The 16970-nt window shown below is 37.2% G+C and carries 14 protein-coding genes and 1 pseudogene; 2 read left to right on the forward strand and 13 right to left on the reverse strand.

Annotated features, from left to right (window positions below):
* The first annotated feature begins 167 nt into the window (after nt 1-167).
* Nucleotides 168-449: an SOS response-associated peptidase family protein gene (locus PB01_RS17110; protein WP_151701298.1), complete on the forward strand. Its 282-nt coding sequence runs from the start codon at nt 168-170 to the stop codon at nt 447-449.
* A 255-nt stretch (nt 450-704) separates the two neighbouring features.
* On the opposite strand, the gene PB01_RS17115 is transcribed toward PB01_RS17110, so the two are convergent.
* From PB01_RS17115 to PB01_RS17125, 4 genes are all read right to left on the reverse strand, one after another.
* Nucleotides 705-2450: a leucine-rich repeat domain-containing protein gene (locus PB01_RS17115; RefSeq protein ID WP_151701299.1), complete on the reverse strand. Its 1746-nt coding sequence runs from the start codon at nt 2448-2450 to the stop codon at nt 705-707.
* A gap of 142 nt (nt 2451-2592) precedes the next feature.
* A complete protein-coding gene (locus PB01_RS21690) occupies nt 2593-2724 on the reverse strand; it encodes a hypothetical protein (RefSeq protein ID WP_264158159.1) in 132 nt (43 codons plus the stop codon).
* A gap of 536 nt (nt 2725-3260) precedes the next feature.
* Entirely contained in the window at nt 3261-3575 is a 315-nt protein-coding gene (locus PB01_RS17120; RefSeq protein ID WP_151701300.1) for a DUF1292 domain-containing protein, read from the reverse strand.
* Between the two features lie 27 nt (nt 3576-3602).
* A complete protein-coding gene (locus PB01_RS17125) occupies nt 3603-3974 on the reverse strand; it encodes a winged helix-turn-helix transcriptional regulator (protein ID WP_151701301.1) in 372 nt (123 codons plus the stop codon).
* A 143-nt stretch (nt 3975-4117) separates the two neighbouring features.
* Here PB01_RS17125 and PB01_RS17130 point away from each other — a divergent pair, with 143 nt between their 5' ends.
* Entirely contained in the window at nt 4118-4744 is a 627-nt protein-coding gene (locus tag PB01_RS17130) for a nitroreductase family protein (protein WP_151701302.1), read from the forward strand.
* 1083 nt (nt 4745-5827) lie between these two features.
* On the opposite strand, the gene xylF is transcribed toward PB01_RS17130, so the two are convergent.
* From xylF to PB01_RS21990, 9 genes and pseudogenes are all read right to left on the reverse strand, one after another.
* Entirely contained in the window at nt 5828-6898 is a 1071-nt protein-coding gene (gene xylF, locus PB01_RS17135; protein WP_151701303.1) for a D-xylose ABC transporter substrate-binding protein, read from the reverse strand.
* A 14-nt stretch (nt 6899-6912) separates the two neighbouring features.
* A complete protein-coding gene (locus tag PB01_RS17140) occupies nt 6913-8463 on the reverse strand; it encodes a response regulator (RefSeq protein ID WP_225986087.1) in 1551 nt (516 codons plus the stop codon).
* On the reverse strand, nt 8438-9901 hold the full coding sequence (locus PB01_RS17145; RefSeq protein ID WP_151701304.1) for a sensor histidine kinase: 1464 nt from the start codon (nt 9899-9901) through the stop codon (nt 8438-8440). The genes PB01_RS17140 and PB01_RS17145 overlap by 26 nt, the downstream gene beginning before the upstream one ends.
* Entirely contained in the window at nt 9898-10878 is a 981-nt protein-coding gene (locus PB01_RS17150; protein WP_151701305.1) for a substrate-binding domain-containing protein, read from the reverse strand. Before PB01_RS17150 ends, PB01_RS17145 begins: the two co-directional genes overlap by 4 nt.
* Before the next feature lie 123 nt (nt 10879-11001).
* A complete protein-coding gene (locus tag PB01_RS17155; protein ID WP_151701306.1) occupies nt 11002-12177 on the reverse strand; it encodes a sugar ABC transporter permease in 1176 nt (391 codons plus the stop codon).
* Between the two features lie 13 nt (nt 12178-12190).
* On the reverse strand, nt 12191-13711 hold the full coding sequence (locus tag PB01_RS17160) for a sugar ABC transporter ATP-binding protein (RefSeq protein WP_151701307.1): 1521 nt from the start codon (nt 13709-13711) through the stop codon (nt 12191-12193).
* A gap of 89 nt (nt 13712-13800) precedes the next feature.
* Nucleotides 13801-14907: a sugar ABC transporter substrate-binding protein gene (locus tag PB01_RS17165; RefSeq protein ID WP_151701308.1), complete on the reverse strand. Its 1107-nt coding sequence runs from the start codon at nt 14905-14907 to the stop codon at nt 13801-13803.
* Between the two features lie 984 nt (nt 14908-15891).
* Nucleotides 15892-16461, reverse strand: coding sequence for an SF0329 family protein (locus PB01_RS17170; protein ID WP_151701309.1), 570 nt, complete (start codon nt 16459-16461; stop codon nt 15892-15894).
* A 276-nt stretch (nt 16462-16737) separates the two neighbouring features.
* Nucleotides 16738-16878: pseudogene (locus PB01_RS21990) on the reverse strand (hypothetical protein); the annotation flags it as partial.
* Nucleotides 16879-16970: the final 92 nt, after the last annotated feature.

The following is a 16970-nucleotide window of genomic DNA, read 5'->3' on the forward strand; positions in this document are numbered from 1 at the left end:
CCGCAAAATCATCGAAGCTGTTCTCGAATTAGAAAATCCTCCAAAAATGAAAGCTCATCACATATGTTACTGCATCCACTTAGCTATTGGCTAATGCTCACAACTTCCTTTAAATATCTGTGCATTAATAATTCTGAGCACATCCTATCAAGAACTCTGGAATTTATTTGTGTGGTCGTTTTACGTTAGTTGCAGACTATGAACAGATATTAGAGCGCTTCGATGTAGATGTAACATTTGATGAAGAAAACTACTCCCCTAACTTTAATGTGGCTCCTTCCCAATCCGTTATCTCCATTATTAATAATGAGAGCAATAACAGATTAGGCAGTTTAAAATGGGGGGTGATACCGAGTTGGTCAAAGGACGAGAGAATTGGCTACAAAATGATTAACGCTCGCTCAGAAACAGTAGAAAGTAAACCTAGCTTTCGTCATTCTTTCTTGTAAAGCGGTTGTGTTATCGTTATGGACTCCTTTTACGAGTAGATCGTAGGACCGGCGGAGAAAATTGCGAAGTATGATACTTAAAGTAACGGGTGCGTTAGTTCAATAAGCTAATAAAAAAAACGGTTCCTATCGTTGTAAAGGAACCGTTTTTTCTATGCTGTAATTTTCTAAGCGTTGTAAATCAGCATTTTCCTGAGCTCCCCTTAGTGAAGCTTGCTTTATCTGATAAGAATTGTTTGTTAAAATCTCTCCATTTCAATCACCAAACCAATATATCCTTTTGCCTTTTCCATAGAGGTCATTATTTTTAACGAAATATTGTTTTATGTTGTCATTTTTGTAACTTAATGTCTGTATAAAGCTGGTTAGTCCTTCCATTGCAGCGTCTGGATCATCGAGTTTATATGTTGTTTTTTTATAAAACTGCTCCAAGCTATAGCGGTACCCCACTACATTGTACCAGTCGTTACTACCTAAAGGTACATTATAGGTAATATCAGTAAACTTTTTAAGTTGTTGAAGTAAAAATATATCTCTAACCATGAAATGATAAATAGCATCCTCTGTAGTAATTTCCGACTCATATTCTAATTTTGTAACTGGAGATCCTGGATGACGCAACTTAAATTCTTCATAATTCAAATAAGATATTTCCATCGTATATTTCCCATAAACTTTAATATCAACACTAGGATAATTATGTTTAAGTAATCCCTCTATTTGCTTTCTTAGATTATCATTAACATTTCCTTTTATAGCACTTAATTTATTGCTAGATTCTTTGTTTAATGGATTTTCATCAATGATTAGGTAAATTAAACTAGGTAATCTTTCTATAAAAGAGATATCTTTTATTTTATTTTTCTCCAATGATAAGTACTGTAACTGCGGTAAACTTGATAAAAATTGTATATTTTCAATCTCATTATTTTCTAAGGATAAGTCTTTTAATTTTGGTAAATTGAGATTTCCTATAGTTTTTATATTTGAACCTGATAGGTCTAGAGTCTCTAACTTCGGTAAATCGATTTTATCAATCTTGCTGAGCACAGCGTCATTATATGAGAAACGAAAGCCTTTTAATTGTTTTAATTTAGAAATTGGCGAGATATCCGTAATCTTTCCAGCAACAATTAATTGTCTTAATGATTGCGAAGGATAGTTTGAAATAATGGATAGCTCCTTATTAGTTGTATCGTCTAAATGTAATACCTCTAAATTTGAAATTTTATTTATTTGATTAACATCGATAGCACTACTTGATATCCTTAGGATTTTTATCTTCTGAAGCTTGGTTAATGCTTTGATATCTACTTTCTTTTCTGTCGTTGTTATCAACTGGATTTCTTCCAGATTTATTGCATATTCTAATCCATCCAAGGTTTTAATAAAAGGAGATCGAAAGCTTCGTATATCAAGAGATTTCACCTTTTGCATATCACTAACTGTTATTTTTCCTGAAGGTTTATTTAATTGTCTACGAATTTCCTTTTCTAATAATGGCTCCTTTAAATTAACCGATGATTTTAAAGAGTTTTGATAATAGCATTCAACTGCTTGTACTAGAGCCTTACTTGGAGTTTCATATTTAACCTTATTATCTTTAGTAACAAAATATCCACCGCCTACATCAAACGAATTTTGCTTAAATGAGTAAATTCGATAAAATTCTCCAGCTTTTAATGTTCGTACATTTTCACGTTTTTCACCACTTAACTTAAATAGTTCCGTATCTTTTAATACTGTTACCCCCCCGATTTGTCCTATTTTTAACTCGTGATCCCCCCACTTAACCTTTTTTAATCCTTGATATTTTGAGCAATCATTCTTGGCATATGTATCTTCAGGACTGATAAAAAAGAAACTCATTACAACCACTAGTAAACTTATGACAGAGACAATAATCTTTTTCATTTTCACCCTACCGATCCAGTTTAATCGTACTAACTCATTCCTACCTTCTACCCTTACAAAAAGAAAACCTAGTATAAATTTTTTCACTTTCTTCCCCCCATTAATTATAGTTTTTAATCACTGATTATATAGAACTATTATATAGTACAATTTGGAAATCATAAAGTCTATATCAATATTTTTATAATAGAAAAAAGCCCTACGCACATTATATAAGCAGGGCTAAGTATTATTTGTTATTTAATCGTTCTAGCATAGCTTTTGACTGTGTTTTATACTTAATATGAGTCGGCATATTTATAATCCAATCTTCAGCTCCTAAATAATATTGTCCTCTATGTTCAGGTCTGTAATCGTACACCCTAACCCCCCCACCCTTTTCCAGCGTCCTAGTAAGGTTTTTAATCGCTTACGAACACTATCCATATTGATACCAGGGCAACTTGTAGATGTGCTTTTGTGAATTTTCCATTTCCTACAACGCAAATAAATCATATAGGAATAGCTATTACTGAAACTGTAGTAACCTGTTTTCATTAATAAAGTAATACAGACCACCTGTCTACTCTTTTGTCCGCAATTTGTCCGCATAATTAATTTTCTGTACTAATCTTATTTTACAGATATGATTCTCACTGTCTCCAAAACCTTATTAAATCAGACTTATTTATCTTATTCGAATTCAATTTAACGGGGTTATTCAAGGGTTACAAATTCGACAAGGTGGAGGTCGCTGGTTCGAGACCAGTCGGGACCATTGGGTGCCAAACCCACGAGAACCCTTAAGGAACGAAGGGTTCTTCCAAAAAAGCATCATCTCTTATGAGGTGGTGCTTTTTCTTTTGAACGAAAAGAGCATTAAACCTTTTACTAGAGGTCTAATGCTCTTTTAATGAGTTATTTTTTATTTCGGTTCTTGCCTCTTTTTTTTGTAGGTTTCTTATCATCGAGCTTGTTATAAGCTGCAGATACCTTTTCGAATTCCTCTTCACTCTCAATCATGGATAATGCGTTATCGTCCTCTACTCGTAAAAAGAAAATACTTATATCTTCCATTGTTTCTTCTTGAGTATCCTCTACAAATATGACTGCTGCGTAGTTCATTTCTTCCAACTTCAAAAAGCCTACTACTTTCATCTCTTGCTCTTGATCGTTTTCACCTAGTACCGTAAAAATTTTGCCAACTTCTAATTTTTCTTTATTTTCTTCCATGTATATCTCCTCCAAGTAATTCTTTTTCTATTTTTTGCCGTCGTATGCATTGCAGCCATTGTCCCTTACCCATTTAAAAATGGCACTAATGATTTGCTCTAAATCTTTACCTATCTTTGTTAATTCGTATTCCACTTTTCTGGAAGTAGGCTCAGAAACTTTCTTTACAACTAGACCATGCGTTTCCAATTCACGAAGTCGCTCCGTTAACAATCGATCTGAAATACCTTGAATTTCGAAAAGTAACTCATGATACCTTTTTGGTCCATCTAATAAATGATAGATGATGATTCCCATCCATCTCTTCCCAATAAATTCGATCGTTCCATGAAAACTATCACAACGGCTAAGCCCTTTTTGTTGAATAGTTGACTGAATTAACTCTTCCTTATGCTTCATTTTCACAACCCCATTTGATTGATATCTCAACATTAACACATTCTTTATTGACAAACAAACTTACTAATAGTAATCTTAAATTCCAACTTACTATTAGTAAGTTCAAAAATAAACCAACTTATTTTCAATGGGAGAGTGTCAACATGTCCGAAAAATATACAAGTCTATCTGAAATAATTCACGAACGTAAATCTGTAAGAAAGTTCGATCCGTCTTTCGAAATTTCTAGAGAAGAAATCACTGCTATGCTGAGTGAAGCGACACTGGCTCCATCTTCAAGTAACTTACAACCTTGGAGATTTATGATTATCCAAGATCAAGATACAAAGAAAAAAGTTAGAGAATATTCCTTTAACCAAGCACAGCTAGAAACTGCTTCAGCAATCATAGCTGTCATCGGCGATACAGAAATGTATCATAATATAGACGAAATTTACAATGCAAATCTTGAAGCTGGCTATATTGATAAAGTCAATGTGGAGCTTCAAATTCAAAATGCCAAAACTTCTTATCCAAACGCTCCCGTCGAAGCTCGACTAAATATCGCTGCGTTTGACGCCGGTTTAGTCTCCATGCAACTAATGTTAATTGCAAAAGCAAAAGGCTATGATACGGTTCCAATGGGTGGTTTTGATAAAAAACAATTTGCAGAGGCATTCGAATTGGAGAGTCGTTACGTACCACTTGTTCTAATCGCTTTAGGTAAAGCTGCAGCTCCTGCTTACGGATCTACCCGTTTGCCTATAGAGAAGATAGCGACTTTTGTTTAATAAAAATATTATCTCGTTGGTCAATTTATTGATTAACGAGATTTTTTTATTTCTCACTCTCTTTAGTCAGTGAGTGTGCTTATTACTACAGGTAGTCTTTTTTAGGTTCTGTTAAATTTTATTGTTGATTGTTCAATAAAAAATTAGGAAACTCCTTGTAAATAACAATTCATTCTAACCGTTTATGCAAACACTATTTTCGAGGTGGATTCAATGATATTAAAAACACTTTTGGCTAGAATCCTAATGTTAAAGGTGTCAATTAAAGCTAATATAGAAAATATCCCTCCGTAACCAAAGTCAGAATAATTTTATACAAGTATTCCCTAAAAAGACAATTGGGTTACGGTTTCAGAAGGTACAGACAAAATTATAATTTATGTTGAAGCTCTTAATACAGAAACAGTATTATTTTGGTTAATTCCAACAGAAACTCAACAATGGTATCAAAGAAAACTCATTGGCTATGACATAAAGGATGAAGTAGACAACAAATTCTCATTAACTTGGAAGATACCATGGCATTTACTCAGCCATTTAGAAATGCAAGCATCAAGAGAAAATGAAATAGCAGGTTCAATCTTAAACATGACTTCAAATCCATTGGAACTTAATGCTCTGGTGTGCGATCTTGCGACTAGGGACTTGAATTTTGCAATTTGCACTCACTGTTTTGCGATTCGAACGCAACACCTTGTGAATTGAAGCATTTTTGTTTTTTTCACCCTTACTCTTTAAAGTTTAGATGATTCAGTGGGAGCATTATTAGAGTTAATGGAACTATGTAAAAATAGATAGCTTCTATTGATAAAGAAGCGCTGAGCGGACGAAATTGACTCTTCGTCCGCTTTTAAAAGAGTAGGACAGTATCTAGACTCTCATTAACCTAACCTTACGGACCATATCTCTAAACATTTCACCAGGACGACGGACAAACATCCGATACCAGATTACCGAAAAAAGTGGATTATGAAGTGTCAGAGCCACTTCATAATCCACAAAAATTCAAACGGTAACGGTGTAGCCAATGTTTAGTCCATAACACTCGGCAAATAGCGAACACAAGGTACGCTTTCTTTTTTCTCATTTCAATATCGCTTTATACACATCCTCGGAAGAATGAAATCCATCAGAAATAACTGTTCTATCTAGATTTTGTTCATTTACAGCTATCGGAGTTAGCAACACCGAAGGAACTTCTATTTTTCCATTATTAACTTTTTGTTCAGCAGTTACTTTCTTACCCTTTGCCATAGCAACCGCTAATTCGGCTGCTTCCTTAGTGAGCATCTGTATTGGCTTATAAACTGTCATAGTTTGTGTTCCAACTACAATTCTCTGAACTCCTGCCAGATCCGCATCCTGTCCGGCAACTGGCACTTTACCAGCGAGTCCTTTAGCAGCGAGTGCTTGAATGACTCCACCTGCCGTTGCATCATTTGCAGCAATTACCGCATCAATTTGCATATTGGTTGTCCGAAGCGCTTCTTCCATATTGGCTCGAGCATTTACTGGAGTCCAATCCTCAGTCCACTGATCATACACAATGTTAATATCCCCTCGTTCAATATACGGACGCAGCACTTTGAACACACCTTGTTTCAATAAATGTGCATTATTATCGGTTATCGCACCACCGATAAACGCGTAATTCCCCTTTGGAACGAGCGCAGTAATAGCTTTGGCTTGCATTTCACCAACCTGTTCGTTATCAAAAGATACATACAGATCAAGATCTGCATTTTTGACAAGTCTGTCATAGGCAATTACTTGGATACCTGACAGATGTGCCTTATGTACAATCGCAGCTGATGCCTCCGCATTATGCGGGACAATGACCAAAAGGTCGATCCCGCTATGAATGAGTGCCTCTGCCTGTGAAATTTGAAGCGCATCGTCACCACTTGCAGCGACAATCTCTACTTCTGCTCCCAGTGCTTCCACAGCTTCTTTAAACAAATCACGATCTTTCAACCATCTTTCTTCAAGCAAAGTATCCATCGAAAATCCAATACGAATTGGCGCATGGTTCTCATCAAGAAGTGTCGGTTTTTCTGTTTGGACGGTTTCAAGCACCTGCTTTGGCGTATCTGTACAAGCAACTAGCATCCAGACCACGCTCAAAAAACACAAGACTATAGTCCTTAGTTTCATCCGCTCATCCCCTATTAAACTTCATAATTTTTACTTAACAACGTTTTTCGGTATTCCTTTGGAGACACCCCGCACATTTTCTTGAACACCTTACTAAAATAATTTGGCTCATGATAACCAATCTCGAACGTAATCTCTTTTAAGCTCCGCTCTGGATCATTCAATAGTTTTTTTGCTTTTTCAATTCGGCACTCTGTCAGAAAATCGATGTAGTTAATACCCAGCTTCTCCTTGAACATTTTACTAATGTAAATCGGGCTTAAATTGACCCTTTGCGCGAGCGTATCAAGTGAAATATTTTCGTGTGAATGCTCACGTATAAATTGTTGGATATAGTGTATCTTATCTGCCTCCACTCGGTCGTAATGCGCATCGTATATAGTATTCATATGCTCGAGTAGCAGGAGCGTTTCCGTACGTAATTGACGGGAGTCCTGTGCTTGAAATGAGAAAAACGGGACCTCAGCTTCCATTCCCATTTCATCCATCACTCGATTTGCAATCCAGAGCAACTCGAGTACTCTCTGTTGTGTATAGATCAGTGAATTCCCTTCATTCTCGTGTTGTTGAATCACATCTAGCACACCAGAACGGATGGACATCCAGTCCCCTAAACGAATTTGGTCAAAGAAGTCTTTCTGCTGCTGCTTGATAATCAGATTGTCTGTTTCCAGGCTAATAGTTGGTACGTCAGCATAAAACCGATGTTTGACCGCTAGCGTTGTATCCATGGTTGCAATGAGTGCTTCTTGGTACGAATGACGAATTTCATCAAGTCCCTCACAAACTTGTCCGATTCCAATAAACCAGTTCAATCCCGTTTTATCCTTTGACAAAGATATAATTGCTTTGGCTAATAGGACTGCTTGGGAGCGAAAGGACCTCTCTTTATCACGAAAAATAATAATAGGAAGCTGACGACCATATAATGCGCCTACCCAAGCATTTTCAGTTTCACGTATTTTCTCCTTAATCTGTACATAGTAGTGCTCTGCTCCCTCTGACAGCAAAACGACTACGACAAATTTTTCATCAGTAGAGCAAATATCAAGCATCTCGACGAGCATATCGATATGTACTTCATGTACATGGTCAAATAGTAGCTGTGTGACAATATCTGTTTCCGCTAAGGTCAACGTCTTTTCCCATTTCACTTGCTGCATCTGACTTGTAGCCTCTGCTACACGTTCTTGCTTACATTCCTCTAAAACTTTTCCTACCGTTGATACAATCTCACTGGCTTTACTCGGTTTCAACAAGTAATCTTTCACACCGAGCTTGATAGCCTGTCTTGCGTAATCGAACATATCAAATGCCGTCACCATAACAAACTTGATCGCAGGATGCTCTGATCGAATCTGTTCTATGGCTTCAAGCCCTGTCATACCTGGCATCATAATATCCATTAAAATTAGATCTGGTTGAAACGAATCTGCTAATTCTATTGCTAATTTCCCATTTTTCGCTTGGTGAATGATCAGTTCAGGGAATGCTTTTTGTAAAATAACCTGCATCCCTTCTCGCTCAATCGGTTCATCATCAACGATAAGAAGTTTCATCTTCATTTCCCTTCTCCCTTGTCTCTGGAATTTGTATAACTACCTTTGTACCTCGTCCTTCTCCACTTTCAATCGTCACTAAATCCTCTATACCATAAAATAAATACAATCTTTTCACTACATTTTGAAAACCAATACCTGTGGAATGCCCCTCGATTGGTAACACATCCCCTTTCAACAACTGCACCATTTTCTCTCGTGACATTCCTCTTCCACTATCTTCAATTTCAATGAATATCCATGGTGCAACTCTCTTAATCCTAAACCAAATAGTGCCCCCATCCTCCTCTGGTTCAATAGCGTGGATAACTGCATTTTCAATAATTGGCTGAAGGGTTAGACCAGGAATTTTCACATGTAAGCAAGATTCATCGATGTTCAACTCAAATTCTAAGCGATCTGTAAAACGAGCCTTTTGAATTTCCATATATTGATTCAAAACAACTACTTCTTCAAACAACGTCACAGAGCGGTCAACTCTTTTTAAATTGTAGCGTAGCAAACCTGCTACACTGACCAAAAGATCGCTTGTTTCCTCTGCACCATCCAAATATGCCTTTTTCGACAATGTATTCAAGGTGTTGAATAAAAAATGTGGATTTATCTGGCTTTGCAAGCTTTTCAATTGACTCTCCTTCAACAACAATTTACTTTGTTGAAGCTCATGTTCAAGCTGAGCCTTTTGTTGAATTTCCAAGATTAAGTCATTAATATTTATCCGCATCTCATCAAAGGTATTCGCTAAAAAGGCTATCTCATCGTTGGATTTCACTTCAATTCGTTGATTAAAATTACCTTCGGACAATTCGCTCGCAGCCTTCGTGAGTTGATGAATCGGTCTCGTAATACTAAGAGAAAACCAATAAGTAGCCAATAGTAACACGACTGTTATCAACAGCAATAACCAGATTCCTAGCTTTTTTAGCTCCTCCGATTGTTGGATAATATCTCGATAAAAGCGATTATAAGTTTTCAGTTCTCTGTCTAAAATCGTTAAGGTCATTTCAGATATGTACATAGAAATACGATTTGCTTCATTAAATTCGTTCGTCGACCATTCTATTTCTTTCTCCTCTGAAAACATAATGGAACGATTTGCCGTCTCAACAAGACTGTCGATTAGATGAATATAATTAGTTACTGAAAATGTATTTTCCTCGTTGCGCAGCTCTACTACATCCTGTTGTACCTCTTTAATAACGTCTATGCTCTTTTCTACCTGTTGCTTATGTTTATCTGTAGGGGCAAATAAATAATTATTTAAATTAGTAATCATTTGTTGACTAGCAGTTGTTACCTCATTCATTCGCAAATAACGTTGTAATATATCATTGGATTGTTCCTGCGTTTTTTGATTATAATACGTGAGTGTCAACCAAATAATCGCCATAATTAGCAACATAACGGAAACAAGTATCCAAATCTTTTTTTGAATCGTCGTCATAGCCTTTCACCTTTCGCTTCGACCATGCGTATTTCGGTGAGATAACCATTTGAATCAAGGGGTACCGTCTTTCCTGAAATCCACTCCATCAACCATTTAACGCTTTCACTACCCATTTCTTCTGGCTGTTGCTCCAAAATCCCATCAAGCTTGCCTTGCCGTAAAAGAGCAGTCGATTCCACCCCATCATCAAAAGTATAAATATGATACGGCTCAACCTTAGTACGTCTTCCGATTTCTTGAATTAGTGGTCCTGCATAATTTGCATTTATAACGATAAAAGCAGAAGCTCGCGGTACTTCATTCATCAACTGTTGTGTCGTTGCCATTACTTGTTCTTTTGTAGCCGCCGTCCCTTTTATAGTCATTTGGATGTCTGGATACCTACTTAAAATATCTTGAATACCCGCTAAACGTTGTTTCTGATAATACGCTTGCTCTAGATCCCCAAGTATAGCTACTTCTCCTGCCGTGCCCATTTTTTTTACCAATTGACGAGCAACCACTTTCCCTGCCCAAAATTGATCTGAACCAACAAATGTCTTTCGCAAACTTTCTTCCACTGGCACATCATTTGCGACGGTAATGACAGGAATCCCATAAAAGGCTGCCTTAACCTTTGTCAGTTCTTTAAATGCTTCATTATCCAGTCCTTGTACGATAATCCCATCTACCTTTGAATGAATGGCAACCTCCATTTTCTTCAAGAAATCATCTTCGTTGTTTCCATAGCTTCCCCAAACTTCGAGCTGAACACCTTCTTTTTGTGCCTGCTTCGTTGCTCCTTGACCGACCTTGTTCCAAAAAGGAGTATCAAGCTCTTGTGTAATGAGTACGATACGAATGGATTCCGGGGCAGAGTCGTGGTTTACAGGCATCTCACTAGTTGAGCGAAACGCCTTAGTTGCCGACACAATAGTCAAATAGCTGAAAATTACAATGAGTGCACCTAGTGTAAGAACAACTTTTTTGCGCATACACCTTCCCCTTCCCTTAAGCTTATTCCTACCATTTTACCATCTGTTTGGAAATTAACAATGACTTGTAAACGACTTTAGGCACCCTACTTATAGGGTGCCTAGTTATTCTACTATTCTCTTTTAAGCCCGTTGCTTACGTGTCATGACATCGAAAATTACTGCTCCAGCTAAAACAGCACCTCGAATGATGTATTGATAGGAAATTCCTACACCTAGTAAGTTCATCCCGCTCGATAAAGAGGCCATTACAATGGCACCAATAATCGCACCCGTTACTTTACCGACCCCCCCTGCGGAAGATACCCCACCAACATATGCTGCCGCAATTGCATCCAGCTCAAAGAGAGTTCCAGCGGTGGTCGTTGCGGATTGAAGGCGAGATGTAAAAAGGATTCCTGATAACGCTGCGAGCATCCCCATTGACCCAAATACAATATATGTAATCTTTTGTACATTAATTCCGCTTAAATGCGCTGCCTCCGGATTACTGCCGACTGCATAAATATGACGACCTAGCACTGTTTTAGAAGTTAAGAAATGATAGATGATCACCACAATAATCATAATAATAACCGTCCAGGAAAACCCATTATATCCGGCTAAAATCCAAGTAATATACGCAATAATTGCTGATATCAAAACAAGTTTTACGCTAAAAATACCCTTAGACATCACATCAAAACCATATGTCAGTTTGTTCCGACGATTGGAAATATCATTGTAAATATAAAAAAGAATTCCGACGAATCCTACTAATAACGTCAATAGGTGTAAGCCATTTACTTGCATGATAGATGGAATAAATCCATTTCCAATCGCATTGAATTGTTCGTCCTTTATAATAATCGTTCCTGTTTTTTCGGTAACCTTAAGGAGTGCACCCCGGAAAATTAGCATTCCCGCTAAAGTAGCAACGAATGCTGGAATCCCTAACTTCGCAATTAACGTTCCATTCAACAGACCAATCATAGCACCTAAAAGTAAAATGATTGGTATAGTAATCCATACCGACAAGCCCAATTGCGTCAAGAAAATGGCTGAAATTGCACCTAGAAATCCTGCCAAAAAACCAACCGATAAGTCAATGTGACGAATGACGATGACAAGCGTCATCCCAACTGCCAAAACCGCAATATACCCTGCAGAATCCAATAAGTTACTAATGTTTCGAGACGACATAAACAAGCCGTCCGTCATAATTGTAAATGTTAACATAATGACGGTTAACGCAATATACATTCCGTAATCTCGAATGTTGGCTTTGACGAGCGCTTTCGCTTCTTTATAAAAGTTCATCGTTATTCCCCTCCTATTGCGTCGCAAGTTCCATAATCATTTCTTGTGTCGCTTCCTCCATGGTCAGTTCTCCTTTTATTGCACCGTCTGCCATGACATAGACACGATCACTCATCCCAAGCACTTCACCAAGTTCAGAAGAAATCATGATAATACTCATGCCTTCGTAAATCAATTCATTCATAATCGAATAAATTTCAAATTTTGCCCCGACATCAATTCCACGTGTCGGTTCATCTAAGATTAAGATATTTGGTCCAGTGAACAACCATTTCCCGAGTGATACCTTTTGTTGGTTTCCACCACTCAATTTGCCAACTACTTGCTCAAGTGAGCTCGCTTTAATATTCAACGAGTCTTTATATTGTTTGCCAACCTTCACTTCTTCGTTTAAATTGAGAATCCCCTTCGTTGAGATCCCCTTCAGATGTGCCGCAGAGACATTGCTCTTTATATCCTGTAATAAAAATAGTCCGTCTCCCTTTCGATCCTCCGTCACATACGCAATACCAGCTTTAATCGCATCACTAGTATGCTTCAACATTTTGGGTGCTCCTTGAATCTTCAGATTTCCTTGTAGCTTATACTTTTTAGGATTTCCAAAAATACTAAGTGCAAGCTCTGTTCTACCTGACCCCATGAGACCAGCAAGCCCAATAATTTCGCCTTTTTTCACATGAATATTGACTTCTTTCACAACATTTCGCCCTAGCTGTGTATCATATGCCGACCATTCGGTTAATTCGAGAACTGTTTCTCCAATTTTCTTGTCTGGACGTTTTGGATAAATGTCTTCAATGTTACGCCCTACCATATTTTTGATGATAACATTTTCGACTACTTCCCCTTTACTTGCATCCAGCGTACAAATCGTTTTTCCGTCCCGCAATACGGTTACTTTATCAGCTATAGAGATGACCTCCTTTAGCTTATGTGAAATCATGATGCAGCTAATTCCTTGGCTTTTTAGCTCCTTTAGGAGTTCTAATAGGTTTTCACTATCATCTTCATTCAATGCTGCAGTTGGTTCATCTAAAATAAGCAGATTTACATCTTTACTTAATGCTTTGGCAATTTCAACGAGCTGTTGTTTTCCTACACCTAATTCCTTAATCAGTGTTTCTGGTGTAACTTTCAACTTTACCTTTTTCAGCATTTGCGTAGCTTGGACGATTGTTTGATTCCAGTCAACAAAAGGACCCTTTTTCACTTCGTTGCCGGCAAATATATTTTCATAAACGGTCAAGTCCGGAAAAAGTGCCAGTTCTTGATAAATGATGCCAATACCAGCCTTCACACTATCGTTAATCTCATGAAACTGTTGAACTTGGCCTTCAAATACAATATCTCCGTCATACATACCATACGGATAGACCCCACTCAACACTTTCATCAGCGTCGATTTTCCTGCACCGTTTTCACCAACCAAGCAATGAATTTCGCCTTTTTCCACTTTAAAATTCACATTCGATAGGGCCTTAACTCCGGGGAACTCTTTAGATATGTCATTCATCTCTAAAATATATTCGCTCATTTCAACGCCTCCCTAACCCAAACAAATAGAAATGGAGAAATAGTGATAGGTGATGCTATCACTATTTTTCCTTTTCCAATGTGATACTTTTACTTTAAACCTGTGAATTCACTTGCTTCGTAGTATCCAGAATCGATTAGTTCTGATTTTACGTTGTCTTTATCGACCACGATGACATTCGTTTGTTTCGCCTTTACTTCAATTGAACCATTATCATAAGAACCTGTTGTTTCTGGTGTTTTACCATCTAAGATGTCAACTGCCATACCCATCGCATCTTTTACTAAAGTACGAACGTCTTTAAAAACCGTCATCGATTGCTTTCCGTCGATGATATATTGAACTGACGCTTTCTCTGCATCTTGCCCTGTTACAAAATAGCTTTTAATCGCACTGTCAGAAGCAAATACGTCCGCAATCGACCGAGCTGTTCCGTCATTAGGAGCTAAAATTGCAACATCGCCTTTTAGGTCGTTGCCAGCTGCCGTTAAGTGAGTCTGCGCTTTGTTTTTTGCTTCGTTTGCATCCCAGTTAGTTGTGACCTGCCCAATAATTTTGCCTAGTTGATCGCGTGAAAGATCTGCGGAACCTTTTAACTTCTCTGCTTCACTGGAGTTGGCAATTTTAAAAGTGCCATCTACAATTTTCGGTTGAAGCACTTTCCATGCTCCTTCGAAGAATAGAAATGCGTTGTTATCTGAAGCTGCTCCAGCATATAAGTAAAGCGGTACGCCAGAACCTTTTGCATTGTCTACTAAATACTGTGCTTGTGCAGCACCTACTGCTAAACTATCAAATGTTACATAATAATCCACTGCATCTGTATCTGTAATTAAACGGTCATATGCAATAACAGTTACACCCTCTTTTTTCGCTGCTTCTACTGCAGATGCCGCTGCTGCACCGTCATGAGGAGTGATGATTAATACCTTGATGCCTTTATTTAATAATGCTTCTACATTTTCTTTCTCTTTAGCTGATGATCCTTGACTAAATAAAATTTCCGTTGAATATTTTGAGTCCTTTAATGCGTCCTTGAAACGTTGCTCATCCTGTACCCATCTTGGTTCATCCTTTGTCGGCAACACGATTCCTACATCAACCTTACTTCCTCCACTATCGCTACATCCCACTGCCACTAGTGCGAACATCATCAACATTATTAAAAATGTTAAACCCTTAAATTTCTTGATCATTTTTTTACCCCACTCCCTTAGAATTAAAGTAATTACATTTTAATTATATATTCAGATTATTTATATGAAAGCGCTATCAATAGTATTCTATTATCATTTCATATACTTTTTTAACTTTTTGGGAGAAGAAGAGATTTAGAATAAGAAAAGTACTAGGAGCCCCTAAAATAATTCTATTCTATGTGTTAGATATAAAATCTATTTTATGTGGTGCTTGGGGTGAGTTATGTGGTGCTAAGTACTGGTTATGTTGTCCTCGTGCTAAGTCCAGGATATGTAGTACTCATTTTAGAATATGTGGAACTCGATTGTTTTTATGTGGCACTTAGTGAATGGTTGCGAAAATTAAACAGTCCCCTATTAATTATCTAACATTTTGTGGTCCTTAATAAGAGGACTTGAGGAAGCAAAAAAGGCCACTCACCAATTCCAGGAATTGATGAATGGCCTTCTTATTGATAATTGATTATTTGAATAGCATCATAAATTATTTAGCGAAGTGAAAGCGTTTGGCAGTCGAGTTCCAAGCCTTGAGAACAGCAGAGTGACCGCATATTGGTCATGAGCATGTTTGAAAGGTGAAGTGTGTAATATCTTTAAAGCTTTGTGCCAAAAGTGCGATATATCAAGGTTTTGAGAATTTCAAGTGTAACATCTTTAACGGAACTTTACCGTTTTTCATTTGATTGCGTTGGCAAAATGCTAGCATCTATTCACACACTCCCCTTGCGTTGCTTGTAGGTCACAGAAGTATTAAATGATGTAAGTCGTGTAAACCTAACTAAAATTACATCTTGAGTTCTGCATTTACTTTCATAAAAAGCTCTAGAGTTCTTCCTCCTGAGTTAACCACTGATATCCCCAAATTTATTACTCTAATTGCTAGCTCAGTAAACTCAATAACAAATGAATAAATTCTCTTGGATTGAACATGAAGGAAATCAATAAGTAATGAAAGGTTTTCAGGTGATGAGTTATTTATGATCATAACGTACTAAGCCGTAGTTCATAAAAATACTGCACAATTGGATGCTTTAACTTTATCTTCTCGGTCATCTTTAAAATTCGTTTTTTTCCAACCCGTCTATCCACCAAAGCTAGAATATTCAATAGGATATCATTGCTCTCTATACTCTCCTCTATAGGAGTGGATAAAAACTTATTAGCTACAACGATAAAATTTGATTTACTTAATGATGACTGTGCTGACAAAAGCTCCTTTGCATGTTCTGATATTTTTCTACTTCTTGCAATTACTTTAAGACGATCCTCTGGAACTATTCCCTTGGTATCTTTTCTGACAGCTTCAATTTCTTCATTGCTGATAGGAATTTGGATATTTGAATCATTCTTAATTTCCTGCTCCGTCTGATACCATCTGATTAAGGTAGTTATATCACTCATATTGAGTACATTCTTTTTATCTACCGCAATATAACAAAGTCCTGCTTTATCAGGCAAATAACGGTAACCGGTTGCGCGGTATTCAACCCTTCCATATAATGCAGGACAAAGAAAACTTTCCAGATTTTGCTTCAATTTGCTCCAGGCCATGTAATTCTCCTTAATTTTTATATTATAAATATTCATTTAGGTAGTTGTTCTATTATCCATAATACAATAACTAACACATCGAAAATAGGGAGCGAATAAAATATCCAGACTGATGAAACAATAACTTGTCTATCTCCATGTTACCCAAGAAATGAAAAAAGAAGCTTCTCAAAAGTTTACACAACTAATGAGAAGCCTCGATTATAATCCTTTATGTTAGCATTTCACTTTCACCTTACATACAAACCCAGTCATATCAAGGATTTAAGCGACTTATTACATCATGCCGCCCATTCCACCCATGTCAGGCATGCCCATTCCTGCGCCGCCTTTTTCTGGGATGTCTGCTACTACTGCTTCTGTAGTCAAGAATAATGCAGCTACAGATGCAGCGTTTTGAAGTGCTGAACGAGTTACAAAGCCGCTCTTTCACAATTTATTAGAGAAATACCACTTCTCAATAAATTTAATATATTTCTATTATGAAGTTATTGTTGCATTTTGTGAAG

This window comes from Psychrobacillus glaciei, assembly GCF_008973485.1.
GTDB classification, from domain to species: domain Bacteria; phylum Bacillota; class Bacilli; order Bacillales_A; family Planococcaceae; genus Psychrobacillus; species Psychrobacillus glaciei.

What these genes read in the sequence shown, in the direction of transcription:
- PB01_RS17170 (WP_151701309.1), bottom strand. Translation starts at nt 16,461, where the DNA reads ATGGCCTGGAGCAAATTGAAGCAAAATCTGGAAAGTTTTCTTTGTCCT.
- PB01_RS17120 (WP_151701300.1), bottom strand. Translation starts at nt 3,575, where the DNA reads ATGGAAGAAAATAAAGAAAAATTAGAAGTTGGCAAAATTTTTACGGTA.
- PB01_RS17150 (WP_151701305.1), bottom strand. Translation starts at nt 10,878, where the DNA reads ATGCGCAAAAAAGTTGTTCTTACACTAGGTGCACTCATTGTAATTTTC.
- PB01_RS17160 (WP_151701307.1), bottom strand. Translation starts at nt 13,711, where the DNA reads ATGAGCGAATATATTTTAGAGATGAATGACATATCTAAAGAGTTCCCC.
- PB01_RS17140 (WP_225986087.1), bottom strand. Translation starts at nt 8,463, where the DNA reads ATGAAGATGAAACTTCTTATCGTTGATGATGAACCGATTGAGCGAGAA.
- PB01_RS17125 (WP_151701301.1), bottom strand. Translation starts at nt 3,974, where the DNA reads ATGAAGCATAAGGAAGAGTTAATTCAGTCAACTATTCAACAAAAAGGG.
- PB01_RS17145 (WP_151701304.1), bottom strand. Translation starts at nt 9,901, where the DNA reads ATGACGACGATTCAAAAAAAGATTTGGATACTTGTTTCCGTTATGTTG.
- xylF (WP_151701303.1), bottom strand. Translation starts at nt 6,898, where the DNA reads ATGAAACTAAGGACTATAGTCTTGTGTTTTTTGAGCGTGGTCTGGATG.
- PB01_RS17130 (WP_151701302.1), top strand. Translation starts at nt 4,118, where the DNA reads ATGTCCGAAAAATATACAAGTCTATCTGAAATAATTCACGAACGTAAA.
- PB01_RS17155 (WP_151701306.1), bottom strand. Translation starts at nt 12,177, where the DNA reads ATGAACTTTTATAAAGAAGCGAAAGCGCTCGTCAAAGCCAACATTCGA.
- PB01_RS17165 (WP_151701308.1), bottom strand. Translation starts at nt 14,907, where the DNA reads ATGATCAAGAAATTTAAGGGTTTAACATTTTTAATAATGTTGATGATG.